The organism is Bifidobacterium sp. ESL0763 (assembly GCF_029433395.1).
Lineage (GTDB): Bacteria > Actinomycetota > Actinomycetes > Actinomycetales > Bifidobacteriaceae > Bifidobacterium.
In genome coordinates, this window is record NZ_JAQTHW010000002.1 from 1,042,689 (window position 1) to 1,067,763 (window position 25,075).

The 25,075-nt window shown below is 65.5% G+C and carries 21 protein-coding genes and 1 tRNA gene; 4 read left to right on the forward strand and 18 right to left on the reverse strand.

The window, feature by feature from the left end; all coding sequences use genetic code 11:
* Window positions 1–146 precede the first annotated feature (146 nt).
* Together PT282_RS05120 and PT282_RS05125 are read left to right on the forward strand one after the other, a co-directional pair.
* On the forward strand, window positions 147–455 hold the full coding sequence (locus tag PT282_RS05120) for a type II toxin-antitoxin system RelE/ParE family toxin (protein WP_277168472.1): 309 nt from the start codon (window positions 147–149) through the stop codon (window positions 453–455).
* A gap of 59 nt (window positions 456–514) precedes the next feature.
* Window positions 515–835, forward strand: coding sequence for an addiction module antidote protein (locus PT282_RS05125; protein WP_277168473.1), 321 nt, complete (start codon window positions 515–517; stop codon window positions 833–835).
* 442 nt (window positions 836–1,277) lie between these two features.
* Here PT282_RS05125 and PT282_RS05130 read toward each other — a convergent pair.
* The 15 genes from PT282_RS05130 to PT282_RS05200 form a co-directional block, all read right to left on the reverse strand.
* Window positions 1,278–1,351, reverse strand: a tRNA-Arg gene (locus tag PT282_RS05130).
* Between the two features lie 210 nt (window positions 1,352–1,561).
* Window positions 1,562–2,935 carry an ATP-dependent Clp protease ATP-binding subunit ClpX gene (clpX, locus tag PT282_RS05135; RefSeq protein WP_277168474.1) on the reverse strand — a complete coding sequence of 458 codons (1,374 nt, stop codon included), beginning with the start codon at window positions 2,933–2,935 and terminating at the stop codon, window positions 1,562–1,564.
* A 95-nt stretch (window positions 2,936–3,030) separates the two neighbouring features.
* Window positions 3,031–3,702 (reverse strand): ATP-dependent Clp protease proteolytic subunit, encoded by a 672-nt coding sequence (locus PT282_RS05140; RefSeq protein WP_277168475.1) that lies wholly within the window; start codon window positions 3,700–3,702, stop codon window positions 3,031–3,033.
* A 3-nt stretch (window positions 3,703–3,705) separates the two neighbouring features.
* Window positions 3,706–4,299: an ATP-dependent Clp protease proteolytic subunit gene (locus PT282_RS05145; RefSeq protein ID WP_280925252.1), complete on the reverse strand. Its 594-nt coding sequence runs from the start codon at window positions 4,297–4,299 to the stop codon at window positions 3,706–3,708.
* Window positions 4,300–4,379: 80 nt separating this feature from the next.
* Window positions 4,380–5,696 carry a chloride channel protein gene (locus PT282_RS05150; protein WP_277168477.1) on the reverse strand — a complete coding sequence of 439 codons (1,317 nt, stop codon included), beginning with the start codon at window positions 5,694–5,696 and terminating at the stop codon, window positions 4,380–4,382.
* A gap of 217 nt (window positions 5,697–5,913) precedes the next feature.
* Complete coding sequence (tig, locus tag PT282_RS05155; protein ID WP_277168478.1) at window positions 5,914–7,293, reverse strand: trigger factor; 1,380 nt, start codon at window positions 7,291–7,293, stop codon at window positions 5,914–5,916.
* A 49-nt stretch (window positions 7,294–7,342) separates the two neighbouring features.
* Window positions 7,343–8,626: an HRDC domain-containing protein gene (locus tag PT282_RS05160; protein WP_277168479.1), complete on the reverse strand. Its 1,284-nt coding sequence runs from the start codon at window positions 8,624–8,626 to the stop codon at window positions 7,343–7,345.
* A 245-nt stretch (window positions 8,627–8,871) separates the two neighbouring features.
* On the reverse strand, window positions 8,872–9,753 hold the full coding sequence (gene pflA / locus PT282_RS05165) for a pyruvate formate-lyase-activating protein (RefSeq protein WP_277168950.1): 882 nt from the start codon (window positions 9,751–9,753) through the stop codon (window positions 8,872–8,874).
* A 210-nt stretch (window positions 9,754–9,963) separates the two neighbouring features.
* Window positions 9,964–12,339, reverse strand: a complete 2,376-nt coding sequence (pflB, locus tag PT282_RS05170; protein WP_277168480.1) for a formate C-acetyltransferase — start codon at window positions 12,337–12,339, stop codon at window positions 9,964–9,966.
* Between the two features lie 392 nt (window positions 12,340–12,731).
* Window positions 12,732–12,962 (reverse strand): hypothetical protein, encoded by a 231-nt coding sequence (locus tag PT282_RS05175; protein ID WP_277168481.1) that lies wholly within the window; start codon window positions 12,960–12,962, stop codon window positions 12,732–12,734.
* A 170-nt stretch (window positions 12,963–13,132) separates the two neighbouring features.
* Window positions 13,133–14,902 carry an NAD+ synthase gene (locus PT282_RS05180; RefSeq protein ID WP_277168482.1) on the reverse strand — a complete coding sequence of 590 codons (1,770 nt, stop codon included), beginning with the start codon at window positions 14,900–14,902 and terminating at the stop codon, window positions 13,133–13,135.
* A 176-nt stretch (window positions 14,903–15,078) separates the two neighbouring features.
* Window positions 15,079–16,248, reverse strand: a complete 1,170-nt coding sequence (locus PT282_RS05185) for a M20 family metallopeptidase (protein WP_277168483.1) — start codon at window positions 16,246–16,248, stop codon at window positions 15,079–15,081.
* 64 nt (window positions 16,249–16,312) lie between these two features.
* Window positions 16,313–16,951: a methionine ABC transporter permease gene (locus PT282_RS05190; RefSeq protein ID WP_277168951.1), complete on the reverse strand. Its 639-nt coding sequence runs from the start codon at window positions 16,949–16,951 to the stop codon at window positions 16,313–16,315.
* 95 nt (window positions 16,952–17,046) lie between these two features.
* Window positions 17,047–18,255, reverse strand: a complete 1,209-nt coding sequence (locus tag PT282_RS05195; protein WP_277168484.1) for a methionine ABC transporter ATP-binding protein — start codon at window positions 18,253–18,255, stop codon at window positions 17,047–17,049.
* 186 nt (window positions 18,256–18,441) lie between these two features.
* Complete coding sequence (locus PT282_RS05200) at window positions 18,442–19,431, reverse strand: MetQ/NlpA family ABC transporter substrate-binding protein (protein ID WP_277168485.1); 990 nt, start codon at window positions 19,429–19,431, stop codon at window positions 18,442–18,444.
* Between the two features lie 202 nt (window positions 19,432–19,633).
* Here PT282_RS05200 and PT282_RS05205 point away from each other — a divergent pair, with 202 nt between their 5' ends.
* Window positions 19,634–20,173 (forward strand): peptidylprolyl isomerase, encoded by a 540-nt coding sequence (locus PT282_RS05205; protein WP_277168486.1) that lies wholly within the window; start codon window positions 19,634–19,636, stop codon window positions 20,171–20,173.
* 258 nt (window positions 20,174–20,431) lie between these two features.
* Here the strand turns inward: PT282_RS05205 and PT282_RS05210 are convergent, their stop codons facing one another.
* The 3 genes from PT282_RS05210 to PT282_RS05220 all read right to left on the reverse strand — a co-directional run bounded on the left by PT282_RS05210 (window position 20,432) and on the right by PT282_RS05220 (window position 23,646).
* Window positions 20,432–22,768: a bifunctional (p)ppGpp synthetase/guanosine-3',5'-bis(diphosphate) 3'-pyrophosphohydrolase gene (locus tag PT282_RS05210; protein ID WP_277168487.1), complete on the reverse strand. Its 2,337-nt coding sequence runs from the start codon at window positions 22,766–22,768 to the stop codon at window positions 20,432–20,434.
* A 93-nt stretch (window positions 22,769–22,861) separates the two neighbouring features.
* Window positions 22,862–23,347, reverse strand: coding sequence for a dUTP diphosphatase (gene dut / locus PT282_RS05215; protein WP_277168952.1), 486 nt, complete (start codon window positions 23,345–23,347; stop codon window positions 22,862–22,864).
* Entirely contained in the window at window positions 23,347–23,646 is a 300-nt protein-coding gene (locus PT282_RS05220; RefSeq protein ID WP_277168488.1) for a DUF4193 domain-containing protein, read from the reverse strand. The genes dut and PT282_RS05220 overlap by 1 nt, the downstream gene beginning before the upstream one ends.
* 150 nt (window positions 23,647–23,796) lie before the next feature.
* On the opposite strand from PT282_RS05220, the gene sepH reads away from it, so the two are divergent.
* On the forward strand, window positions 23,797–25,011 hold the full coding sequence (gene sepH, locus PT282_RS05225) for a septation protein SepH (RefSeq protein WP_277168489.1): 1,215 nt from the start codon (window positions 23,797–23,799) through the stop codon (window positions 25,009–25,011).
* Window positions 25,012–25,075: the final 64 nt, after the last annotated feature.

Genomic DNA, 25,075 nt, shown 5'->3' on the forward strand with positions numbered 1-25,075 from the left:
GCGGCGCAAAGTCACCGCAACGCCCACGTTTCGTTCGCCATACCTGAAGCCCTCGGCCGTCTCTCCGTCGATCATCCCCATTCCGATAAATTGAGGACCAGATGGACAAAGTGTCTTCTGTAAGATACACTATTGACATGAAAGTAATGGCTTCTGACGAGTTCGAACAATGGATTGACACCTTGGCGGACACCCACGCCAGGAACAGCATCAACTTCTGGATCGAGCGCATAAAGGCCACGGGCAAAGTGACCGGAGACAGCAAGGACCTGAAGGACGGCGTGCATGAGCGCCGCTTCCACAAGGGTCCGGGCTACCGGGTCTACTACACGTTCTCCGGCCGCGAGCTGATCCTTCTTCTCGCCGGTGGCGACAAGGGCTCGCAGCGTCGGGACATCGCCCGAGCCAAACGGATGTGCAGGGAGTGGAAGGAACGGACGCCGGCAGGACCATAAAGCCCGACTCGAGCGCAGAATCCCGAAATATACCAAAGAAGGAACAAAGGAACCACATCATGACCACATTCAGGGAATACGACATCTCCGACCACCTCAGGAGCAAGGAGGAGATCGAGGACTTCATCGACGACAGCTTTGCTGAAGCTGCCGATCTGGATGACGACCAGGAAGCCGCCGACCTCATGCTCGCGGTGCTCGGAGAGGCCGCCAGCGCCGAACGCAAGATGAGCGACATCGCCCACCGCGCCGACGTGGGACGCACCAGCCTCTACCACTCGCTCAGGCGCAATGCCAATCCCTCGTTCAGGACCATTCTCAGCGCCATTCGAGAACTCGGCTTAGATCTGCGAACCACACCACGAAAGGCCGTGGCATAAAGGCGGAGCGCACGGACCGAGATTGGCAAGAACTCACCTTGGCTACGATGCACCGTGGCCCGGTCTTGTTACCAGAACTGGGCTACGACCTTGCACTGAAAGGGACTGATGTCCCGATGTCGATTGCGACCCCTTTCGGCAAAAGCTTTATTGCCGCCTAATATCCAAAAGGTTTGCGATGCCACAACCAACAATTTAAGCATACCGTTTCATGTGGAGTACACCTCGGCCCCGGCGTCTGTTTCCAAGCACCGGGGCCGAGGCCTCACAAAAAGGCGATATGCCTAGCGTCCACTATGGCCTCACCGGGATAAAGCCTCATTCGCCGGCTATATCCCAGTGAGCCACCACCCATAGAAGACAAATCCAGTATACTAACTATTTCGATTCACATACATAATCGATACATCAAATATTGTGGAAGGAAATCAAGAAAAGAAAGTGCGCCCGGCAGGATTCGAACCTGTAACCTGCTGATCCGTAGTCAGCTGCTCTAATCCATTGGGCTACGGGCGCAATCGTCAAGAACATTCGTCCCTGACAACTCGTTTAGATTACCATAGCCATTCCCATCGCACAACCATGGCGTGTCGCATGGGCCACGCGGACACGACGCAGCCACACTGCGACTGCCACACCGCAATCATTCTCATGCCACATCCAGAGTCTCGCCTTGGCAACCCTCACGCCCCGGCATCACACCAAAGTCACCTATGGCAACGCCTCTCATGCCGCGGCGACCTTGCGCCGGCCGAGCACGCCGCCATGCCCCTCGGAGGCGGCGACCAGCTTGGGCGCGCCCGCGCCACTGACGGCGGCCTTGTCGACGATGACCTGCCCCACGTCGTCCATCTCGGGCAGGCGGAACATGGTCTCCTCGAGGGTGCGCTCGATGATGGCGCGTAGCCCCCTGGCACCGGTCCCCTCGCGCATAGAGACGGCCGCGATGGCGGCGATGGCCTCGTCGGTGAAGGACAGGCGCACCCCGTCCACCGCGAAGAGCTTGCGGTACTGCTTGACCAGGGCGTTGGCCGGGCGCACGAGGATGTCGCGCAGGTCCTGCTCCCCCAGCTCGTCGAGCACGCTGACGACGGGCAGGCGGCCGATGAACTCCGGCAACAGCCCGAACTCCTCCAGATCGTCCGCGTCGACATGCCTCAGCGCCTCCTGGGCGACCGTTTCCTGCTCGCGCTGCCACGAGGCCGCGAATCCGCTTTCGTGCGCTCCCAGGCGCTTCTCGACGATCCTGTCGAGGCCGACGAATGCGCCGCCGCAGATGAAGAGGATGTCGCGCGTGTCCATCTTGACGGTGTTCTGGTCGCGGTGCTTGCGCGTGCCCTCGCCCTGCAGCGGCACCGAGGCGATGGTGCCCTCGAGGATCTTGAGCAACGCCTGCTGCACGCCCTCGCCGCTGACGTCGCGGGTGATGGACGAGCTCTCGCCGCTCTTGCGCGCGATCTTGTCGATCTCGTCGATGTAGACGATGCCATGCTGGGCGCGCGCCACGTCGCCGTCGGCGGCCTGCAGCAGGCGCTGCAGCACCGATTCCACGTCGTCGCCGATATAGCCGGCCTCGGTGAGCGTGGTGGCGTCGACGATGACGAACGGCACGTTCATCACGCGGGCCAGCGTCTGCGCCAGGTAGGTCTTGCCCACGCCGGTGGGCCCGAGCAGCAGGATGTTGGACTTGGCCACGCGCACCTCGTCGAGCGCCCCGCCTCCCCGGCCGGCCTTGGCGGGCTTCCCCGCCTTGCCGGACTTGCCGTTCTGCGGCTTCAGCGCGCCGGCGGCCTCGCCGAGCTCCATGTTGACGCGCTTGTAGTGGTTGTAGACGGCGACGGAGAGCGTGCGCTTGGCCCGCGCCTGCCCCACCACGAAGCGGTCGAGGTAGGCGTAGATCTCGGGGGGTTTCGGCAGCCTCAGCGCGTTCGCCCCGGCGTCGTGCTCGCGCTCGTCGGAGATGATGTCGACGCACAGCTCGATGCATTCGTCGCATATCGCCGCGGCCTGCCCGGTCACCAGCTTGTGCACCTGGCGCTCCGTCTTGCCGCAGAACGAGCAACGTGGGATCCCCTCGCCGTAGCTGACCACGTCTGCCATGCCGCCTCCTCTTGGCCGTTTCGTCTCCACATACGACGATACCCCTCACGCGCGAACGCGAGGGGTACCGGTGGTCTTCTCGGGTGACATCAGGGTCACTTGCGGTTGGCGAGCACCTCGTCGACCATGCCGTAGTCCTTGGCCTCGGGGGCCGTCAGGAAGGTGTCGACCTCGATGTCCTTGCGGATGCGCTCGGCGGACTGGCCGGTGTGCTTGGCCAGCGTGTTCTCGAGCCATTCGCGCATGCGCAGCATCTCCTTGGCCTGGATCTCGATCTCGGTGGCTTTGCCGGCCCCCTGGTCGATGGCCGGCTGGTGAATCAGGACGCGGGCGTTGGGCAGCATGAGGCGCTTGCCCTTGGTGCCGGCGGCGAGGATGACGGCGGCGGCGGAGGCGGCCTGCCCCAGGCAGACGGTCTGCACGTCGGGCTTGATGTACTGCATGGTGTCGTAGATCGCGGTCATCGCGGTCATCGAGCCGCCGGGCGAGTTGATGTACATCATCACGTCGCGGTTGGGGTCCTGGCTCTCCAGGACCAGGAGCTGGGCCATGATGTCGTCGGCCGAGGTGTCGTCGACCTGCACGCCCATGAAGATGATGCGGTCCTCGAACAGGCGCGAATACGCGTCCTGGGTCTTCATGCCGTAGGGCGTCTTCTCGCTGAACTGTGGCATCACATAACGGCTCTGCGGCCTGAACCCGGCCACGCCACGGGGGCCGGCGAGGCGCTCGGCACGGGCCACGAACTTCGCTTCTTCACTTGCCATGTTTCACTCCCCTGCCTTCGCCGTGCGCATGCTGCCCGGCGTGGTCACGATCTTGTCGAAGAACCCGTAGTCCAGCGCCTGCTGGGCGGTGAACCAGTGATCGTACTCGTTGTCGCGGTAGATCTCCTCGAGGGTGTGGCCGGTCTGGTCGGCGGTGAGCTGCGACATGGTCTTCTTCATGTCCATGATCAGCTCGGCGTTGATGCGCACGTCGGTGGCGGTGCCGCCGATGCCGCCCGAAGGCTGGTGCATCAGGATGCGGGTGTGGGAGGTCGCGAAACGCTTGCCCTTGGTGCCGCTGGAGAGCAGGAACTGGGCCATGGAGGCGGCCATGCCGACGGCCACGGTGGCCACGTCGGGCTCGATGAGCTGCATGGTGTCGTAGATGGCCATGCCCGCGGTCACGGAGCCGCCGGGAGAGTTGATGTAGAGCCAGATGTCCTTCTTCGGATCCTCGGCCGCGAGCATCAGCATCTGCGCGCAGATGACATTGGCGTTGGAATCCTTGACCTCGTCACCGAGCCAGATGATGCGCTCCTTGAGGAGCCTGTTGAAAATCGGATCCGTGATGGAGGGGGCGGAGTCGCCCTCATCCATCGACGGCGTAGATGTCAGCAATCCTGCCACCGTATCTCCTTGATATTCACGTATTATTACGATACCGATATTACCCGCACTTATGCGACACTTCGTTTCGTTTTGCGCTCAGCGGTGGAAACAAGGCGTTTCGAGGCCTCGAGGAAGGCCTTGGAGACCAGGGCCGAGACCGCGACGCCGAGGCCGACCGGCACGAAGAAGGCCATCGGCGCGCGCGTCAGCTCCATCACCAAGCACATCGCCATCAGCGGCGCCTGCTGTGAGGCGGCGAGCAACGAGCACGCCCCCACCAGCGCGCAGGCGGTGACGGTGTCACCGGGGCTCACCAAGACCCACGCGAAGCCGAGCAGCGCGCCGAGGCTCGCCCCCAGTGAGATGCCCGGCTGCAGCACGCCTCCGGAGGCGCCGGCGCGGATGGTGCCCAGGGTGAGCACGGCCTTGGCGGCGAAAAGCGCCAGCAGGATCGGCACCAGGCCACCCGCCTTGCCAGCGGTGGCGGCGAAGGCGTACTGGGCCACGGAGCGGCCGTTGCCCATCACCTGCGGCAGCCATATCGCCACCACGCCGGTCGCCAGGGCGGCCAGCGGCATCATCCAGAGGATGCCGGCGCCCTGGGGCTTGTGGCCCTCGGCCCACTGCGAGCCCTTGCGGAAGAGCGCCCCGGCCACTCCGCAGACCGCGCCGGCGAGGACGGCGAAAAGCGTCAGGCCCAGCGTGGGGACCACGGCCTTGCCCATGGCCGCCATGCCGTAGAAGGTGCCGCGTCCTCGGATCAGCGAGGCGACATAGGCGGAGAGCACGGAGGTGCCCAGCGCCATGGCGACCGTCTCGATGGAGATGTCGGCCAGGAGGATCTCGATGGCGAAGAACGCGCCGGCCAGAGGGGCGTCGTAGACCCCGGCCAGGCCTGCGGCGGCGGCCGCGGCGACCACCACCTTGCGGTCATGCTCGTCACGGATGCCGGTGAGGGCGGCGAAGCGCTGGCCGAGCATCGCGCCGAACTCGCGCGGGGCCACCTCACGGCCGATCGACGAACCGGCGCCGACGATGAAGATCTGCAGCAGCACATGCACCACGGTCTGCCAGACGGGCATGCGCTCCCCCGCCACGGCCTTGTTGACCGAGGGCACCTTGGTGGTCTTGCCGCACAGCAGCCACCAGGCCACGGCGGCGAACACGGAGCCGGCCACCACCGAGGCGACGCGGCGCCACGGCACGACCTGGTAGGGGCTAGGGTCGAGCGGGTTCTCGATATAGCCGAGCATCAGGCGCTCCACCCAGTTGAGCATCACGCCCAGCAGCCCGGAGCCCACGCCGACGGCGACCCCCAGCACCGCCACGGCGAGCAGGGCCCTCAGCAACCGCCCGATGGCGTGGCCGCCCTCATCATTCCTCATCCGCAGGCCTCCCGACCTCGTCGTTTCCTTTTCGCCGGTCCGCCGCCCGCCGCGCCAACCGTTCCCACGCTCGGCGATGGCCTCAGGACCAAAACGAAAGGAACCCGGAGCGCCTGCCCCGGGTTCCTCATATGCTACTCATTCGGCCGTCATGCCCAGCCGCACGCGACGCCATCGCATCGCACGCGCCCGACCACGGCCGAAGGCGGCAAGGCGATCACTCGCCCTTGCCCTCCTTGGAGACCTCGTCGGCGACGGCAGCGGCGGCGGAGGCGGCTTCGACGCTCTCGCTCTCCTCGGCTTGCTCGGCGGCCTCGTCCTCACCGAGGAAGGCGCTCAGGTCGAGCTCCTTGCCCTCGCAGGTGAACTTGACGGCGCGCATGCCGGCGAGCAGACCCTTGGAGCGGCCCACTTCCTGCACGGCGGAGCCCAGCTGGCCGTTGTTGACGATCGCGTTGATGAAGGCGCTCGGGTCCATGCCGTACTGCTGGGCGATGGAGGCGAGGAAGTTGGTGACGTCCATCTGGGAGACCTTGACCTCGAGCTGCTCGGCCAGGGTGTCGAGCACGATCTGGTCCTTGAGCTCCTTCTCGGCGGCCTCGCCGGCCTCCTTCTTCTGGTCCTTGGTGGCCTTCTCGGGATCGGCGGTGACCTGCTTGAGGCGCTCCTGCGTCATCTCCTCGAGCACGCCCTTGGGCAGCGGGATGTCAACGCCGTCCTTGAGCTTGGCGATGAACGCGTCGCGCGCGTCGTTGGCCTGGCGGCCCTCGCCGTCCTTCTCGCAGGCCTTGCGGATGTCGGCCTTGAGCTCGTCGAGCGTGTCGAACTCGGAAGCCTCCTGGGCGAAGTCGTCGTCGAGCTTGGGCAGCTCCTCGGCCTTCACCGAGTTGACCTTGACCTTGATCTGGGCCTTCTCGCCCTCGTGCTCGCCGCTTTCCAGCGTGCCCTCGAAGGTGGTCTCCTCGCCGGCGGAGAGGCCGTCGAGGGCCTCGTCGATGCCGTCGAGCAGCTTGCCGCTGCCGAGCTCGTAGCTCACGCCTTCCTGGGAGTCGACGTCCTCGCCGTCGATGGCGGCGGTGAGGTCGATGTTGGCGAAGTCACCCTTCTTGGCGGGGCGGTCGACGCCCACAAGGGTGCCGAAACGCTGGCGCAGGTTCTCGAGGCGCTTGTCGACGTCCTCGTCCTTGACCTCGGCCTTCGGCACGTCGAGCTCCATGCCCTCCAGTGCCGGCAGCTCGATGTCGGGGCGACGCTCGACGGTGGCGACGAACTTCACCTTGGTGTCGTCCTTGGAGCTGGTCGGCAGCTCCTTGACGTCCAGCTCGGGCTGGGCCATCGGGCGGATCTTCTTCTCTTCCAAAGCCTTGGAATACAGGTCCGGCACACCACGGTTGGCGGCCTCGCCCGCCACGGCGCCGAATCCGACGCGCTGGTCGATGATCGGGCCGGGCACGTGGCCCTTGCGGAAGCCCGGGACGCTGATCTGCTTGGCGATATCCTTGCGGGCCTGGTCAAGATAGGGGTCGAACTCTTCCGGGTCGACAGTGACGGTGAGCTTCACCTTGGTGGGCTCGAGATTCCTCACGCTGATTTTCACGCTAGTGCTCCTGACGGTTATTTCGACTACATCTGCCCTAAGGCAACCGTTACATAATAGCGCGAGTTACGGACTCTGAGACCAAGGCAATCTGCCACTCGCGGGCCCCCTGTTCGCGCAGGAAACCGGGTATGTCGATATGGGCCGGGTCGTCGTGCCAACACAGGTTGCGGATGATCTGCGGCTTGATGACGATGTCGACCGGGGTGCGGGTGTCGGAGGCGATGGAGGCCACCGCCGCGCGCGCGGCCTTCAGCCTGGCGAAACGGTCGGGATGGTGCTCGGCCCAGTAGCGCATCGAGCGGGGCGCGTTGGCGTTCGCCGACCTGCTCGGCGCCTGCGGCTGCGGCCACTGGCTCGGCCTGAGCTTCAAAGCCTCCTGGATGGTCTCCTTCCACACCTTGGGCTTGACCGAGCGCTGGATGGGGGCGTAGCGCTCGAACATCTTGTCCTGCTCGTTGCCCATATGGATCCGCACCCGCTCGTTGAGGCTGCGGATGGCGCGGAACTGGCGGGCGTTGTGCGGTTTCTTGCGGGCCGCCTCGATGATCGCGGCGTCGGAGAGCAGCAGGGTGGGCGCGATGTCGTCGGCGCGGGCGAGCTCGTCGCGCTTCTCCCAGAGCGCCTTGGCGACGGCCTGGCCCCGCCGGTCGTGGCCCAGCACGGTGAAATGCGAGATGCGCATCCACGGGGTGGGGTGCACCGGCTGCGGCCCGGTGCCCTTGGCCAGCGCGGCCGCGAACTCCTCCTCGGCCCAGCCATCCTTGCCCTGGGCCTTGAGCTCGGCGCGCATACGATCCTCGAGCTCGATGAGCAGCTCCACGTCGAGCGCCGCGTAGTTGCGCCAGTCGCGTGGCAGCGGGCGGTAGGACCAGTCGGCCGCCGAATGCTCCTTGGCCAGGGTGATGCCCAGATAGTGCGCGGTCACCGCGGCGAGGCCGAAGTGCTTCAGACCCAGCAGCCTCGCGGCGATCTCGGTGTCGAACAGGCGCTGCGGCCTCATGCCGAGGTCGGCGAAGCCGGGCAGATCCTGCAGCGAGTCGTGGATGATCCATGTGGCGTCGCCCACCGCCCGGTTGAACTCCTCCCAGTCGGCCCCGGCTCGGCCCAGCGCGATCGGATCGAGCAGCACGATGCCGGAACCGGTACGTTTGAACTGCACGAGCCAGTCCTCGTGGCCGTAGCGGTAGCCGGAGGCGCGTTCGGCGTCGGCCGCCACCGATCCGGTACCTTGCGCCAGACGCTCGCAGGCCTCTTCGAATCCCTCGGGCGTATCGGTGACCCGGGGCACCCCTCCCCTGGGCTCTGACTGCAACCTAGGCTCGTCGCTCAACCGCACGCTCCCGTTTTCTTCTGACCATGCGCCACATGACGCGCCGCCCTGCCGATTCGTCGAACCGGCGGACGCCTCGCGTCGGGCGCTCCACTATGAAATACGGCGTCCACCATACTCCGGGCCTTGGGCAGGCCTGGGAAGAACGGTGGACGCCGTGGACGAATATCCTTATGGGACCGGTATCGCATCAGGTGCGGCACCGGCCGCGCTCGGTCTTGCGGCCGATGGATTCCGCCGAAGGTTTAGTAGACCTCGAAGCCGTGGGCCTTGAACTGGTCGCGCACGCGCTTCTTGAGCTCCTTGCTCGGCCCCTCCTTCTTCTCCAGGGGGTAGGGGATGTTGAGCTCATGCCACTTCGGGCGGCCCAGCTGGTGGAAGGGCAGCACGTCGATATGCTCGACGGCGTCGCCGAACGACTCCACGATGTTGGCGACGTTCTCGACGTTCTCGACGCTGTCGGTGAGCCCCGGCACGAGCACGAAACGCACCCAGATCTTCTTGCCGGCCTTCGCCAGGCGCTTGCCGAACTCGATGGTGGGCGCCAGGGTGCAGCCGGTGACCTTGCGGTAGGTCTCCTCGTCGCCGGACTTGACGTCGAGCAGGCACAGGTCGATGTCGTCGATCATCTCGTCGGTGTAGTTGCGGTTGAGGAACCCGGAGGTGTCGAGGCAGGTGCGGATGCCCTTCTGACGCACGGCGTGGAAGACGCGCGAGACAAAGGCGGACTGCATCATGGACTCGCCGCCTGAGAAGGTGACTCCGCCGCCGGTGTTGTCGAAGACGTCCTGGTAGCGGCTGACGCGCTCGATCATCTCGTCGAGGTAAACCGGCTGGCCGTCGCGCATCTTCCAGGTGTCGGGGTTCTGGCAGAACTGGCAGCGCAGGGGGCAGCCGCTCATGAACACCGTCATGCGCGTGCCCGGCCCGTCGACCGAGGTGTTGATGTCCCAGGAATGCACGAAGCCGATGTCGCCGGTGCGCAACGCGTTGATGCGGTCGTGCCGGTCGAGGCCGATCGGGGATTCGAAGCCTGAGAGACCACCCATCAAAGTATGGCTGGCATATACCTTGGACTCCTTGAGCATATGCTGGGTCGTGGTACGGAATTGAGTGGTGTCGGACATCATTGCCCTCCTTCTGAACTGCTCGTCGTGCCCTGCCTTCATTCTACCGTTCATTGTCATTGCCCGCCCGAGGCGATGTCGCCCGGGCGAAACGCCGTTTGATGGAAGGGCTAATTCCATCGAACGGGAGACGTGACGAAGAGAGGGGGCGGAGCAGACTGCCCCACCCCCTCGTGCTTCGTACTAGCGTCTCACTGGAGACCGGTCACCTCACTCGGTGACGGCGCCCTGGTGGAACGTACGCGAGATCACGTCGAGCTGCTGCTCGCGGGTGAGCTTGACAAAGTTCACCGCGTAGCCCGAGACGCGCACGGTGAGGTGCGGGTACTTTTCGGGGTGCTTCACGGCGTCCTCAAGCTGCTCCTTGCGCAGCACGTTGATGTTCGCGTGGTAGAGGCCATGGCCGTTGCCGGCGTCGAGGATACCGACCAGGTTGCCGACACGCTCCTCCTCGTCGCGGCCGAGGCCGTCGGGGGTGATCGTGTTGGTCAACGAGATGCCGTCGAGCGCGTCGTTGTAGTCGATCTTGCCGACCGAGAACATCGAGGGCAGCATACCGTGCGAATCCATGCCGTTCTCCGGGTTGGCACCGGGGGCGTAAGGCTCGCCCTTCTTATGTCCGCTCGGGAAGGAGCCGGTCGCCTTGCCATAGACCACGTTGGAGGTGATGGTCAGGATGGACTGGGTCGGAACCGCGTTGCGATAGATCGGCAGGGCCTTGATCTGGGCCATGACGGTGGAGACGGTCCACTTGGCCAGGTCGTCGGCGCGGTCGTCGTCGTTGCCATAGATCGGGAAGTCACCGACGGTGCGATAGCCGACCACCAGGTCGTCATCGGCGCCTTCGACGTACTCGTTCTCGTGGCCTTCGAGGTTCTTGGCGTCCTTGTTGTAGATCGGGTAGACCTTCGCGTACTTCAGGGCGCTCAAGGAGTCGGCCGCGATCGACAGGCCGGACATGCCGCAGCCGAGGGTGCGGTAGACTTCCTTGTCGTGCAGGGCCATCTCGATGGACTCATAGGCATACTTGTCATGCATGTAATGGATGATGTTCAGCGCTTCGATGTAGGTCTCCGAGAGCCACTCGAGGGCCTTCTCGTAGTTGTCCTTGACCTTCTGGTAGTCGAGGGTGCCGTCGGCTTCGGGCTTGATCGGGTCGATGATGCCCTTGTCGATGACCTGCATGCCGGTCATCTCGTCGCGGCCGCCGTTGATCGCGTAGAGCAGGGCCTTGGCCGAGTTCACGCGGGCGCCGAAGAACTGCATCTGCTTGCCGACACGCATCGGGGAGACGCAGCAGGCGATGGCGGCGTCGTCGCCCCAGTGGTTGCGGATGTCGCGATCGGACTCATATTGGATGGCCGAGGTGTCGATGGAGATGCGGGCGCAGAAGCGCTTGTAGCCCTCAGGCAGCTTGGAATCCCAGAAGATCGTGATGTTCGGCTCGGGGCCGGGGCCCAGGTGGTCGAGGGTCAGGGTGGCGAGCAGACGGAACGAGGTCTTGGTGACCATGTGGCGGCCGTCGTCGGCGAAGCCGGCGTCGGACCAGGTGGCCCAGTACGGATCGCCCGAGAAGATGTTGTCGTAGTCCTTGGTACGCAGGAAGCGCACGATACGCAGCTTCATGACGATCTGGTCGATGATCTCCTGGGCGCCGGTCTCGTCGAGCACGCCGTTCTTCAGGTCGCGCTCGAAGTAGGAGTCGAAGAAGGCGGAGACACGGCCGAAGCTCATGGCGGCGCCGTCCTGGCTCTTGACGCTGGCGAGGTAGCCCATGTAGGTCCACTGCACGGCTTCCTGCGCGGTCTGCGCCGGGCGGGAGAGGTCGAGGCCATACTCATTGCCCAGGGCGATGAGCTCCTTCAGGGCCTTGATCTGGTCGGCGTGCTCTTCGCGGAAGCGGATCCAATGCTCGATCTCGGCCTCGGTGAAGTCGTTGCGATAGGGGATCGAGTCCTTGTCTTCCTTCTTCTTGGCGATCAGGTAGTTGACGCCATAGAGGGCCACGCGGCGATAGTCGCCGATGATGCGGCCACGGCCGTAGGCATCGGGCAGGCCGGTGAGGATCTTGTTGTGGCGGGCGAGCTTGATCTGCTTGGTGTAGACGCCGAACACGCCGTCGTTGTGGGTCTTGCGATACTTGGTGAAGATCGTCTTGATGTTGGGGTCGACTTCCTTGCCGGCCTCCTTGATGGCCTGCTCGACCATACGCCAGCCGCCGTTCGGCATCATGGCGCGCTTGCAGGGCTCGTCGGTCTGCAGGCCGACGATCACGTTGTCGTGCTCCTTGTCCATGATGTAGCCCGGGCCGAAGTTGGTGATGCCGGCGGGAGTGTGGGTGTCCACGTCGTAGATGCGCTGCTTGCGCTCCACGGCGAGGTACTTGTCGTCAAGGAACTTCCACATTTCCTTCGTCTTGGGAGTGGCCTTGGCAAGGAACGACTCGTCGCCGTCATAGGGCGTGTAGTTCTTCTGGATGAAATCACGAACGTCGATCTCTTTTTGCCAGTTTCCTCCGGTAAAGCCGTTCCACGCCTTTGCCTGAAGGTCCTGCTCGGAGAGAGCGGTCTTCTCAACTGCTGTCATTTATCACTCCTTTTTATGGAGCAACGCTTCTTCACGTTGCGTTCACCTCCATTGTAGAGTGTGATATCTCACAAACCCGCCAAAAAAATGTGAGCTACGTCACTTTTAAGATTTTAATTTGTCTAATTATCTCGGGTTATTCTCACCATAGGGGAACTATTTGTGACCTCAAAGGCATGATAATCGCACGTTTTGCAACAAACGCACAGCAAAACGGGCCATTGCTCTGTCAAGCCCGGCAGGTGGATGTTCCCCGATGTGACGCAGTTCTCATTGACAATTCGCGACGCACCACCCTCGCCGGCAACCATCGGGATATGGGCGGATACGGGTGCCTTGCCTCACATGCAACACGGCTCACCGGCCGGGCCCGGCGAACCGGCGAGGGGAGCTCAGACCCTGCCCGAGCCCCAGCTGTCCCACTTGCGGTTCTCCTCGTCCCAGATCAGGTTGCGTTCGCGCGCGATCTTCCAGGCGTCCTCGGCGTCCTTGCGGGACTTATAGGGACCGCTGCGCTGGTTGGCCGGCGAGAGCTTGCCCAGCTCGGGCTCGCCGGTGACGGTGTTGAAATACCATTGCCTGCGCTCCGACGCGCCTTCGGTGTCATGCTCCTGAACAGCCATGCTGCCCTCCCCCGTTCGTGTGATGGACCGTTCCCACACTAGCCTCGATGGCCGCTTCCCCACCGTTCCTCTCAGGGCTTAGGACCGGCCGGTGCGGACGAGCGGGCCAAGGCCGGAGGCTCACCGACGGTGCCGGCCACGGTTCCTCGGCCGGCACCGATCGCGTCTCGCTACTCGCGGAAGGCGCTGGTGATGGGCAGACGGCGGTCACGGCCGAAGGCCAAGGAGGTGACCTTGGAGCCGAGCGGGTACTGGCGGCGCTTCCACTCGGCGCGGTCGACCAGGCGCATCACCGTGTCGACGGTGCCTTCGTCGAAGCCGTCGGCCTTGAGGTCGGCACGGCCGTGGGCCTTCTCGATATAGGCCTCGAGGACCTGGTCGAGCAACGCGTATTCGGGCAGGGAGTCGGAGTCCTTCTGCCCGGGGCGCAGCTCGGCGCTCGGCGCCTTCTCGATGCTGGCCACCGGGATCATCACCCCGTCCTTCAAGGGGACACCCGCTCCACCGTGCTCATTGCCCACAACCTGCAGTCCGCCGACGCCGACGCCCTCGGCCGCCGCGCGGTTGCGCCAGCGCGAGAGCTCCCAGACGCGGGTCTTCAGCAGGTCCTTGATCGGCGCGTAACCGCCCACCGCATCGCCGTAGATGGTGGAGTAGCCACAGGCCAGCTCGGACTTGTTGCCGGTGGCGAGCGCCAGCAGGTTCCTGGAATTGGAATAGGCCATGACGATGACGCCGCGGATGCGCGCCTGCAGGTTCTCGGCGGCCACCCCGTCGAGCTCCAGCTGGCCCTGGAACGCCTTGAACAGTGGTTCGATGGGCTGGATGTCGTATTTGGCGCCGATGTTGGCGGCCAGGTCGGCCGCGTCGTCCTTGGAGCCGTCGGAGGAGTACATGCTGGGCATGGAGACGCCCTGCACGTGTTCGCCGCCCACCGCATCGGCCGCCATGGCCGCCACGAGCGCCGAGTCGATGCCGCCGGAGAGGCCGAGCACCACGCCTTCGAAACGGTTCTTGGCCATATAGTCCTTGAGCCCCAGCACGCAGGCGGTGTAGACCTCCTCGTCCGGGTCGCGCGGCGGGGCGAGGTAACCGACCTTCTGGTGTTGCCGTTCGGAGTCGAAATCGAAGTATTCCAGGTTCTCGACGAACATCGGCGAGCGCTCGAGCAGCGTGCCGTCGCGGTCGACCACGAAGCTGCCGCCGTCGAAGATGAGGTCGTCCTGGCCGCCGACCTGGTTGACGTAGATGACCGGGGCCTTGACCTCGCTGGCGCGGCGGCGGGCCAGGTCGAGGCGCGTGTGCGTCTTGCCCTCCTCGTAGGGCGAGCCGTTGATGGTCAGCAGCACGTCGATGCCGCGCGTCGCCAGTTCGGCCACCGGGCCGCCGTCCTGCCAGATGTCCTCGCAGATGGCCACGCCGACTTTCACGCCATCGATGTCGAGGACGACGGAGCGCTGCCCGGCCGCGAAGATGCGGAACTCGTCGAAGACGCCGTAGTTGGGCAGGAAATGCTTGTCGTAGGCGGAGCACACCGTGCCGCCATGCAGCACGACCAGCCGGTTGGTCGGCTTGTCGGAGTCGTTGGCGCCGCCCACTGCGCCGAGGTCGCGCGCCGTGGAGCCACCGTCGCCATCGGCCGCCGAACCGTCGTCGTGGACGGTTCCGACGGTGCCGACCACCACATAGAGGCCGCCCAGCCCCTCGCGTTCCAGCGTCTTGGCCAGTTGCTCGGCCTTGCCGGCCGCGGCCGCTCGGAACGTGGCGCGGAAGGCGAGGTCCTCGATCGGGTAGCCGGTGACCGTCATCTCGGGGAAGGCCACCACCTGGGCGTCGTTCATCGCGGCCATGCGCGCGAATTGCAGGATGGCGGCGGCGTTGCCGTTGAGGTCTCCCACGCAGGTGTCGATCTGGGCCAGGGCGAAACGTAGTTGAGTCATGCCTCCATCATATCCGCCCGGCCCGCCGATGCGAAGCCCGGAACCGCGGCACGGGCGGCCATGCCGTGTCTACTCCCCCACACCTCGCCGGTTGCGGCATGGATAGACGAACGACCGCCCGCCCGACGCCCCGAAAGGCGAAGGACAGGCGGTCGAACCTGGAAATCCTCGTGGAGCTAGCGCTCCAGCTCGTCGGCGACGCGCAGCGCGGCGTTGGCGTAGAACTCGGCGGTGGTCTCGATCGCGCCGTCGAAGGCCACGAACTCCGGGGAGTGCAGGTTGTGGTGGCCCGGGGTGCCGTTGGAGCCGATGAACGCGAAGACCATCGGGGCCAGGGTGGTGTAGTTGTAGAAGTCCTCGCCGCCCATCGACGGGTGGATCGGCTGCAGGTCGGCGTAGCCGGGCACGTCCTTGGCCACGACCTCGGCCAGGTGCCTGTCGCTGACCAGCGGGCCGGCCACGGTGTCGTAGTCGATGTCGGCGGTGATGCCGTAGGCCGCGGCGGTGGATTCGACCACCTCGTGGAAGCGGCGCTCGACCAGCTTGCCGTCGTCCTCGTAGAAGTAGCGGACGGTGCCGGTGAACCCGGCGTGGGCGGGCACCACGTTCCAGACGTCGCCGCCGTGGATCTCGGTGACAGAGAGCACCACGGGGCGGAAGGGCGCGATGTTGCGGCTCACGATGGTCTGCAGGGCGAGGATCGAGGAGGAGAGCGCCTCGATGGGGCCCGTGCCGGCCTCGGGGTAGGCGCCGTGGGTGCCCTCGGCGTTGAAGGTGACGTGGAAGCGCACGCAGCCGGCCATCATGGGCGTCTCGCCCACGGCGATCTGGCCGGGCTTGTAGTCGGGGTTGTTGTGGGTGCCGATGATGGCGTCGATCTTGCCGAGAGCGCCGACGCGGATGACGTACTGGGCGCCTTCGCTGGTCTCCTCGGAGGGCTGGAAGAGGATGACGACCGAGCCGTGGATGCGGTCGCGATGGTCGGCCAGCCAGAACGCCGCCGCCAGCAGGCCGCTGGAGTGCACGTCGTGGCCGCAGCCCATCATCACACCCTCGTTTTTGGAGGTGTAGGGCGAGCCGGTGGCCTCCACGATCGGCAGGCCGTCGATGTCGGCGCGCATCGCGACGCGCGGGCCGGGGTGCTCGCCTTTGATCTCGGCGACCAGGCCGGTCTCCAGGTCGGTGTCGAGCACCTCGATGCCGTGGCCGGCCAGCAGGTCGCGCAGGTATTTCGTGGTCTCGAACTCCTTGAAGCCCAGCTCCGGGTACTGGTGGAGGTGGCGGCGCACAGCGAGGATGTCGTCGCCGATCTCGATGTGGACTGGTTCGATGTGGTTCTCACTCATATGGATGACTCACTTTCTGCTGGCGGCTCCCGCCGCCGAAACCTATGCGCCCTGCCGGCTTGGCCTAACCCTGGCGCTTGAGGATGTGCTTGGCGAAGGCGTTGGCGATGGCCTGCACCACCTGCACCAGCACGATCATGATGATCACGGCGGTCCAGGTGACCGTCGGGTCGAACTTCTGGTAGCCGTAGGCGATGGCGAAGTTACCGAGGCCGCCGCCGCCGATGTAGCCGGCCATCGCGGACATGTCGAGGATCGAGATGAACAGGAAGGCGTAGGCCAGGATCAACGGGCCGAGCGCCTCGGGGATGAGCACCGTGCGGATGATGGTGAGCTTGGAGGCGCCCATCGCCCGCGCCGCCTCGATGACGCCCGAGTCGACGGGCACGAGGTTCTGCTCGACCAGGCGCGAGGTGGCGAAGGTGGCCATGATGACCATGGGGAAGATCGCCGCCAGGGTGCCGATGGAGGTGCCGACCACCTTCATGGTCAGCGGCTGGATGGCCGCCAGGAAGATGATGAACGGGATGGGGCGCACGATGTTGACGATGATGTCGAGCACGCGGTAGACCACCGAGTTCTCGAAGAGGTTGCCGGGGCGCGTGCCGTAGAGCACCACGCCGAGCACCAGGCCGAGGATGCCGCCGACGACGAGGGTGACCAGCACCATCTCGAGGGTCTCGGCCACCGATTGGAAGAGCATCGGCTTGAGCACCGACCAGTCCTGGTTGCTCGCCAGGACCAGTGCCTTGCCCTGCGCCACTGTGGCGGTGGCGCCCGAAAGTCCGAGAATTGCGCTCATTGCCGTTCCTCCCCTGCCTTGCCGACGGCCGTTGCCGCCGCATCATCGTTCGACTTCACGTTCGTGTCCGCGCCCTTGTTCGCATTCCCCTTGCGGCCCATGGGCGTGGTGACCGCCTCGTCATAGTCGACCGGCGAGGCCGCCGTGCCGAAGTCGAAGACGTCGCTGTCGCGCGCGAGGTCGGCCAGGAAGGCGTCGACGTCGCCGGACGAGGAGTCGAGCTCGTAGGTCATCGCGCCGATGGCGGTGCCGGAGACCGTGTCGATGCCGCCGTAGAGCAGATTGGTGGAGACGCCGTGCTGGGCGATCAGCGAGGAGATGTTCTGGCCGGAGGAAGGCACCTGGCCGTCCTCGCGCGCCACGTCCTTCTGGCGGATGAGCACGGTGACGATGCGGTCGTCCCACTGCTGGTGCAGCTTGGCGACGCGGTCGGCGCCGGGCAGCCCGGAGATGGCGGTGGCGATGAAGCGCTTGGTGACCTCCTGGCGGGGGGCGGCGAAGACGCTGTAGGCGTCGCCGGACTCGACCACGCGCCCGGCGCTCATCACGGCCACGTGCTTGGCGATCTGCTGGACGACGCTCATCTGGTGGGTGATCAGCACGATGGTGACGCCGAGCTCCTCGTTGACCTGGCGCAGCAGGTCGAGCACCTCGCCGGTGGTCTCCGGGTCGAGGGCGCTGGTGGCCTCGTCGGCCAGGAGGATCTTCGGGTTGGTGGCCAGGGCGCGGGCGATGCCGACGCGCTGCTTCTGGCCGCCGGAAAGCTGCGAGGGATATTTGTCGGCGTGGTCCTCGAGGCCCACGAACTTCAGCAGCTGGTCGACGCGCTTGGCCTGGTAGTCCTTGCGCCAGTGGTCGAGCTGCAGCGGGTAGGCGATGTTCTGGGCCACGGTCTTGGTGGAGAAGAGGTTGAACTGCTGGAAGATCATGCCGATCTTCTGGCGCAGCGGACGCAGCTTGGACTCGGGCAGGCCCTCGATCCGCTCGCCCATCACCGTCACGATGCCGCCGCTCGGCCGCTCCAGCGCGTTGATCATGCGCACCAGCGTCGACTTGCCGGCCCCGGAGTAGCCGATGATGCCGTAGACGTCGCCTTCCTCGATCGAAAGGGTCACATCGTCGACCGCGCGCACGCCCCTCCCCTCGGCTGAGCGTGACTTGAACTCCTTGACCACGTGGTCGAGTTCGATGATCGGCGTTGCCATCCGGTCACCCACCTTTCCTTGCTGTGTTTCGATGCCCGGGCCGGCCCGACGTGTCGCGACCGGCCCGAAAGCCCCGTCCATTATGCGCCATGGCCTACCTATGCGCCGCGCCCCGCCTTCCATCGGCGGCGCGCGGCGCATCGGCAGGCCCTCATGCCGCCCTGTCAGGCGCGGGCGGACAGGCGCTCACTTCTTCTGGGAGGCCTTCTCCTGGGCCTGCACCTGGGTCATGATCTTCTGCAGGTCGGCGGCGCTGTAGTGGTTGGCCAGCGAGGCCGAGTTGTCGGAGATCTTCATCAGCTGGTCGAAGACCGGCTGGGTCTGGTAGATCTTGATGAGCTTCTTGTAGGTCGGGTTGTTGACGTCGGCCTTGCGCACCGCGAAGATGTTGATGTAGGGCTTGGACTCCTTCTTGGTGGCGTCGTCCTTGTAGATGGCGTCGGAGGACTTGAGCCCGGCGTCGCGCACATAGTGCGTGTTCATCACGCCGGCGCCCACCTGCGGGTCCTTGAGGCTGTTGGCCACCTGCTCGGCCTTCAGCGGCGTGACCTTGACCTTGGAGGCCTCGGTGTCGATGTCGCTGGGCTCGGTGAACGGCGTCCACGGGTGCTTGAGCTTGATCAGGCCGGCCTGGTTGAGCACGCCGATGGCGCGCGCCTGGTTGGTCTCGTCGTTGGGGATCGGCACCTCGGAGCCGGCGGGCACGTCCTTGACGCTCTTGGCCTTGGTGGAGTAGACACCCAGCGGGTAGAGGGCCACGCCGCCGATGGGCTGCAGGTCCTTGTGGTTCTTCAGGTTGTAGTCGGCCAGGTAGAGGATGTGCTGGAACTCGTTCATGTCGAGGTCGCCGGAATCGAGGGCCGGGTTCTCGGAGGTGTAGTCCTGGAAGTCGACCAGGTCGACGTAGATGCCCTGCTTCTGCGCGGCGGCCTTGAAGATCGGCCACTCCGGGCTGGTCTTGCCGACCACGCCGATCTTCACCGGGTTCTCCTTGGAGCCCTTGGCGGCGGCGGTCTGCTTGCCGGCGAAGCCGCGGTAGCCGAAGAAGGCGATGACGGCGATCAGGGCCACCACCACGACGGCGATGACGATGTTGCGGGCGGTGTGGTTGACGCGCACCGGCTCCTCGAAGCCGCCGGATGCGGCGCCCTTGGGCGATTGGCTGTTGTCTGACATATGCGTTTCCTCTCGTGTGGCCCGCGTGCGCCCTGCGCCAGGTCGCGCCGGAACGGTGTGCGGGCGGGATTCGTCCCGTTACCTTGGCTACTCTAACGGCCCCGGCGGCGGGACACGGCCGCGTGCCTATACGGTTTCGTTATAGCGGGTTCTTCGGCGGCGCGGGGCGGCCACGTCTGGGTAAAGTGGGAAACTGGAGCCTATGACCAATGTAATCATGCATACCACAGAGGGCGACATCGCCCTGAACCTCTTCGACGACAAGACGCCGGAGACCGTCAAGAACTTCGTCGGCCTCGCCACCGGCGAGAAGGAATGGACGAACCCGATCACCGGCGAGAAGTCACACGACCGGTTCTACGACGGCCTGACCTTCCACCGCATCATCAAGGACTTCATGATCCAGGGCGGCTGCCCGCTGGGCAACGGCACCGGCGGCCCGGGCTATGACTTCGACGACGAGATCGTCTCCGACCTGGCCTTCGACGAGCCCTTCAAGCTCGCGATGGCCAACGCCGGCGTGCGCCGCGGCGCCGATGGCAAGGTGCACGGCACCAACGGATCGCAGTTCTTCATCACCACCGTTCCCACCCCCTGGCTCAACGGCCACCACACCATCTTCGGCGAGGTCGTCGATGACGCCTCCAAGGCCGTGGTCAAGAAGCTCGAGGCCCTGCCCACCGACGGCAGCGACATGCCGCTCGAGCCCGCGGGCATCGTCTCCGTGGAGATCGTGAAGTAGGCGCGAGCCCTTCCGGACTTACGAGGTCCCCGTCACTGACAACCGCCGGTGACGGGGACCTCGTGCGTCGTGGCCCGTGCAGAGATAATCTCACTTTTCGGGCATTTTTTGAGAGCAACTCCGCACACTTGCCTTGCATGCAGAGATAATCACACTTTTGCCACGTTTTCCGTGATTATCTCTGTATCTTTAGTACGTATGCAGAGATAATCACACTCGCGGGGACTGTGGATGCCGAGGAAACGGGGACGGCAGGCGCTACATGCGGCGCATGCGGGGCTCGGAGGAGCCCTTGGCGCCGGTGATGCGGTAGACGTCGAAGACGCCGTCGATCTTGCGCACCGCGTTGAGCAGGGTGTTCATGTGCTGCGGGTCGGCCATCTCGAACTCGAACTGGCTGATGGCCACGCGGTCGGAGCCGGTGGTGACGGCGGCGTTGATGATGTTGACCCCGTGGTCGGAGAGCACCTGGGTGACGTCGCTGAGCAGGTGGGGACGGTCGAGCGCCTCCACCTGGATCTTGACCATGAACAGGCCCTTGGCGCTGGTCCACTCCACCTCGACGACGCGGTCGCCCTGGTGCTTCTCGAGGTCGATCATGTTCTGGCAGTCGGCGCGGTGCACCGAGACGCCCTGGTTGCGGGTGATGAAGCCGACGATCTTGTCGCCGGGCACCGGGGTGCAGCAGCGGGCGAGCTTGACCCACACGTCGCCCACGCCCTTGACGGAGACGCCGAGCTTGCTGTTCTTCTTGCTCTTGCGCTCGATGCGCTTGAGCGGCAGCTCCTCCTGCTCCACGTCGGCGGCCACCTCGTCGGTGCCGGCGTCCTTGACCAGTCGGGAGATGACGTTCTGGGTGGAGACGCGGCCGTCGCCGATGGCGGCGAACACGGCGTCGGCGTTGTCGAAGTTGAGCTCGTCGGCGATGCCCACCAGGGCCTGCGGGGTCAGCAGCGAGGCGATCGGCAGGCTGCGCTTGCGCATGGCGCGCGTCAGCTCGTCGCGACCCTCGTCGATGGCCTCGCTGCGGCGCTCCTTGCTGAACCACTGGCGGATCTTGTTGCGCGCCTTGGGGCTCTTGACGAAGCTCAGCCAGTCGCGCGAGGGGCCGGCGGTCTCGGATTTGGAGGTGAGCACCTCCACGGTGTCGCCGCTTTCGAGCACGGTGTCCAGCGGCACCAGGCGGCCGTTGACGCGCGCGCCCATGGTGCGGTGGCCCACCTCGGTGTGCACCGCGTAGGCGAAGTCGATGGGCGTGGCCTTGGCCGGCAGGGAGATGATCTTGCCCTTGGGGGTGAACACGTAGACCTCGGCCGCGCCCAGGTCCTCCTTGAGCGAGCCCAGGAACTCGTCGGAGTCGGGGGTCTCGCTGGTCCAGTCGGCCAGGCGCTGGATCCACTTGAGGTTGTCGGCCTCGCTGAGCTCCTTGCCCTCCCCGGCCTCGTCGTCCTCGCGCCGCTTGTCGTTCTTGTCGGGCTCGCTGAGCTTGCGGCCGGCCTGCCCGTTCTCCTTGTACTTCCAGTGTGCGGCGATGCCGAACTCGCTGCGCCGGTGCATGTCCCAGGTGCGGATCTGGATCTCGACGGGCTTGCCGCCGGGGCCCACCACCGTGGTGTGCAGGCTCTGGTACATGTTCATCTTCGGCATGGCGATGTAGTCCTTGAACCTGCCGGGCACCGGGCTCCAGCGGGCGTGGACGGCGCCGAGCACCGCGTAGCAGTCGGGGATGGTGTCGACGATGATGCGCACGCCGATCAGGTCGTAGATGTTGGAGAAATCGTGGCCGCGCACGATCATCTTCTGGTAGATCGAGAAGTAGTCCTTCGGCCGGCCGGTGACGGTGGCCTTGATGTGCTGGTCGGCGAGGTCCTCGTTGATCTCGTCGAGAATCTGCTTCAAGTAGACGTCGCGCTGGCCGGCCCGGCGGGTCACCAGCACCACGATCTCGTTGTAGATTTTCGGATAGAGCACCTTGAAGCTCAGTTCCTCGAGCTCGGTCTTGATGGCGTTCATACCCAGCCTGTTGGCCAGGGGCGCGTAGACGTCGAGGGTCTCGCGGGCCTTCTTCTGGGCGTTGGCGGGCTTGACGTAGCGCCAGGTGCGGGCGTTGTGCAGACGGTCGGCGAGCTTGACGACCAGCACACGCACGTCGCGGCTCATGGCCACCACCATCTTGCGGATGGTCTCGGCCTGCGCCGAATCGCCCACCTCCATGTTGGTGAGCTTGGTGACCCCGTCGACCAGGCCGGCCACGGTGTCGCCGAACTCCTCACGGCACTGCTCGAGCGTGTAGTCGGTGTCCTCCACCGTGTCGTGCAGCAGGCCGGCGGCCACCACGGTGGGGCCCATGCCCAGGTCGGCCAGGATCTGGGCGACGGCGAGCGGATGGATGATGTAGGGCTCGCCGGAGCGGCGGCGCTGGTCGCGGTGCTGGTAGACGGCTCGGCGATAGGCGCGTTCCAGCACACCGAGGTCGTTGTTCGGATAATGGACGCGGCAGACGCGCTCGATCGGCTCCAACGGGTCGAGGGCGTCATCGCTGACCTCGCATCCCAGCACGCGAGACAAATAGCTCTCCGGTTTCCTCTCGGTCATCCCCGCCCCCTTCAGGTCTCTGCTGCCCATTGTAACCGCTCGCGCAACGCCTCCGCTCCGCCCGGTCCGCATGTCGCCGGGTCCGGGCCGACGTCAGTGGCCGGCCGTGGCCACCCCGGTCGATCCGAAGCCGCGTTCGGCCCTGTCGGAGCCCGGCAGCAGGCGCGCCGGCACGAACCTCGCCTCGACGTAGCGCTGGATGACCAGCTGGGCGATCCGGTCGCCGGGATGGAAGACGGCGGTATGCTCCGGGTCGAGGTTGATCAGCGGCACCTTGATCTCGCCGCGGTAGCCGGCGTCGATGGTGCCCGGCGCGTTGAGCACCGTGACGCCCTGACGCACGGCCAGGCCACTGCGCGGGTGGACCAGGCCGACGTAGCCGTTGGGCAGTGCCAGGCTGACGCCGGTGGGCACCAGGGCGCGCTCAAAAGGTTTGAGCGTCACCTCGATGGTGGCGCACAGGTCGGCCCCGGCGTCGCCGGCGTGGGCGTAGCGCAGAGCGGGGGCCTTGCCGTCGTCGCCCACCTTGATGAGCACCTCGGTGTTTTCGGGCTCGTCGTAGGATTCGTCGTAGGCCATCAGGCGGCGCACTCCTTGCATACCGGCTGGCCGTCCTCGTTGACGTGGTCCAGCTGGCTGCGGTGCTTTACGAGGAAGCATTCGGCGCAGATGAACTCGTCGCCCTGCATGGGGATGACGGTCACCGAGGCGTCCTCGTTGCTCAGGTCGGCGCCGGGCAGCTCGTAGTCCTCGGCGATGGCGTTCTCGTCGTCGTCGATGTCGGTCGCCGAGTTGCGGTTGCTTTTGCTCAGGGCCTGCAGCGATTCCTCATCCTCGTCCTTGTCCTTGCTGCGGGGCGCATCGTAGTCTTGTGCCATCGGGCAATTCCTTTCGACTGCTGATCGGTTATTCCATGACAGAAAAGAATAAATCGTCTTTTACGGGCTATAGGATACACGATTTGCCGAATTCGTAAAGCACGACACGAGGAACACCATGGAATAAGCTTATATTCTATAGACTGTTGTGTGAGACGGAAAGTGGTGCGTATGCCGATGGATTCGTATGAGAAGGCACAACTCGACCATGTCGACGACGACGGCGACCTGGTCTTCCGCGCCGGCGGGATCCGGTTCGCGGTGACGCTCGACGACGCGCTCGAGCGGGCGCTGCTCGAGGCACGCCAGATCCGCAGCGAAGCGGGGATGACGGCCAGTCCGAACATGGTGCAAACCCTACCGATATCAAGGATTCAGGGACTTATCCGCGCGGGCATGGAGCCCAAGGACGTCGCCGAGAAATACGGGCTGAGCGAGGTGCTGGTGCGCCGTTTCTCCGCGGCGGTGCAGACCGAGAAGCAGTACGCCATCGAGCAGTTCCTGAGCGTGCCGGCCCCCAAGGAGAGCCAGGTGCATTCGGTGCGCGACCTCATTGCCCGCACGCTGGCGGCCGCCCGCATCGGCATGGAATCGGTATCGTGGAGCGCGACACGCCGAAGCCGCGAACCGTGGAGGATCACCGCCGCGTTCCGCACCGCGCGTAACCGCGTTCGCGCCGAGTGGACGTGGAACATGCACGACAACACGGTGGAATGCCGCAACGTCGCCGCGCAGATCCTCTTCGGCGAGGTCGGCTCGCCGCGCGGAGGCGAGGGACACGACGACGGCCGGGGCGCCGCGAATGGGATGGAGCCGGACTCCCCCATCGCACAGAGCGACGCCACGGACACGACGGCGCGCGACGAGGGCGTCGAGGCCGCTCCCGCGGATTCCGGCGTGCAGGGCCAGCCGCTCTCCCGCCGCATCGAGCAGGGGAACGTGGCATGGCAGGAGCAGGCCGCCTATGCGCCCCATCGCCAGGACGGCCAGCTTTCCGCCGCCGGTTCGGCCCAGGCTCCGGGCGTGGACGCGGGAACCGGCGCGAATACGGGCGTCCCGGCGAACGCAACCTCAGTCCAGGCCGGCGGATTCGGCGCGCAGGGCACGGTGCCGGTCAACGCGCTGTCGTCGTTGCCGCTGCCCGACCGTACGAAGACGCAGGTCATGGACGCGATCGTGCCGCAACCGCATCTCGACGTCGATGAGGGTGGGAACAACGTGACGTCCCCGGAGCGGGAGCCGGAAGAGCCAGAAGAGCCGAAAGGACGCAAGCGGAGCGCCAAGGGCAAGGCCAAGGGCCGTTCCGGGCGCAGGTCGAAGCGTTCGGCGGTGCCGAGCTGGGACGAGATCCTCTTCGGCGAATAGGCGCGGACACAGGCCACGGACCGTCAACGGCGGCTCGGCGAGGATGGCTCGATGCCGGCAACCC